Origin of the sequence: Candidatus Chlorohelix sp., from assembly GCF_037138995.1 — a bacterium.
Taxonomy (GTDB): Bacteria; Chloroflexota; Chloroflexia; order Chloroheliales; family Chloroheliaceae; genus Chlorohelix.
Map to the genome: position 1 here is coordinate 1 of NZ_JBAXHI010000108.1, position 1,692 is coordinate 1,692.

Sequence of the window (1,692 nt, forward strand, 5' to 3'; positions counted from 1 at the left end):
TGGGCGGACGCTTTGACGGCTTTGGGCGGACGCTTTGACGGCTTTGGGCGGACGCCATAAAACAATAAAAACCTTATTATTCAACAATTTAAGCGTGTTTTTGCCGACCTATAACCTTTTATAACCTATTTATAACCCGCGCGCGCGAAAAAACCACCCCAGCAGGAACGGAAAAAGCAGCAGATGAAGGAGTTCGCTATCGCTCACAACTTTTTTAAAAAGGGCTCATTGCCGCCCCTCTTGCCTTCGCTACGCTACGGCAATTCACCCGCTAGGATATTTAACCCGAAATGATGGACTTAGGGGGAAACATGGCTTGTAATATATATTTACATTGTGTAAATACATAACATGGTATACATTTGGGATGAAGCCAAAAATCGCCGCAACATCAAAGATCATGGGATTGCCTTTGATGACGCCAAACGGATTTTTGAAAGCCCGACCGTTGAGCGTGTTGACGATCGCTTCGAGTATGGCGAAGTCCGCGTTTATGCCATTGGGCTTGTGAACGGCTTGGAAATCACGGTTATTTATAGCGATTGTGACGATGATGAACGACGTATTATTTCAGCATGGAGGTCAGAACCACATGAACGACGAGCCTACTGGCAACGCGTCGGTGTCTGAACATGGCACCGATTGGGAAAAACTGCGCCGCTTGAGCGATGCCGACATTCACGCCGCGCTTAAATCTGATCCTGATGCCATACCCACGGACGAAGCTTTCTGGAAAACCGCCGAGCTTGTTCTGCCACAGCGCAAGCCCGTAGTGACGATCCGGCTTGATGCTGATGTACTGGCGTGGCTGAAAGGGCAGGGCAAAGGTTATCAAACCCGCATCAACGCCATTTTGCGGGCCTACATGAAAGGCCATGAGAGCGAGGGCCAGAACAACAAACCCTCAAACGGCTAGCTAACTTTTGGCAGTGAGAAAAGAAAGCAGATAAAGCCCTCTAGGATGAATCAGGAGAGGCGAAAAAATTTTCACAGCCATTTCTAGCCAAAAATCTAAAACTCTTCCCAGTGAGCAAATTTTCGGCCATAGCATCGATTTTATGCGGCTTTATGCCGCCGTCCCGTTAAACTAACCCTTGACCCCGGCAATTTGCCGCCACTAACTGCGCAGCAACGCGCAAGCTGACGCGATAAGGTATTATGATTGACGCACTGATAAGCGGAAAACTAATAAAGGCACCCTCTTTGAGAACGGGTAAATCAGGAAAAAACTATGTGCATTTTTTGTTAAGAGTTCATGTTGATGATGGAGAATCTATAGCTATTAGCGGTATTGGTTTTGGTGAATTAGCTGAAAAAATTTCCTTACTTAAAAAAGATGACCCGCTTGCAGTTATAGGCTCTTTGAGACCTACCGAATGGACTGACAAAGAGACGGGCGAAATTAGACACGGCTTATCGATTACTGCCAACAATTCACTATCACCTTATGATATTAAGAAACGCAAGCTGAAAATAGAGGTTTCTGGAAAATCTGATAATGAACTAATTGAAGCATCTGAACCAGTTAATGAACAGGATTTTGATGATGAAATACCTTTTTAGTTGAGAATGACTTGTCCATGCAAAAATATGGATAAGTCTATTGATTTTTTTGTGTGCTAGTATCAGAAATAATTGAATCACCCGCCCGTTTCCACTCCTTGCGTCTGGGGTCTTCCGCTGGAACTTTAG

The 1,692-nt window shown here is 45.2% G+C and carries 2 protein-coding genes; both read left to right on the forward strand.

What is annotated here, in order from left to right:
* Positions 1–592: 592 nt before the first annotated feature.
* Positions 593–916: a BrnA antitoxin family protein gene (locus WCK19_RS18475; RefSeq protein WP_342398881.1), complete on the forward strand. Its 324-nt coding sequence runs from the start codon at positions 593–595 to the stop codon at positions 914–916.
* A gap of 242 nt (positions 917–1,158) precedes the next feature.
* Complete coding sequence (locus tag WCK19_RS18480) at positions 1,159–1,563, forward strand: single-stranded DNA-binding protein (RefSeq protein WP_342398882.1); 405 nt, start codon at positions 1,159–1,161, stop codon at positions 1,561–1,563.
* Positions 1,564–1,692: the final 129 nt, after the last annotated feature.

Excerpts from the sequence above, each read along its gene's own strand:
- WCK19_RS18475 (WP_342398881.1), top strand. The coding sequence starts at position 593 with ATGAACGACGAGCCTACTGGCAACGCGTCGGTGTCTGAACATGGCACC.
- WCK19_RS18480 (WP_342398882.1), top strand. The coding sequence starts at position 1,159 with ATGATTGACGCACTGATAAGCGGAAAACTAATAAAGGCACCCTCTTTG.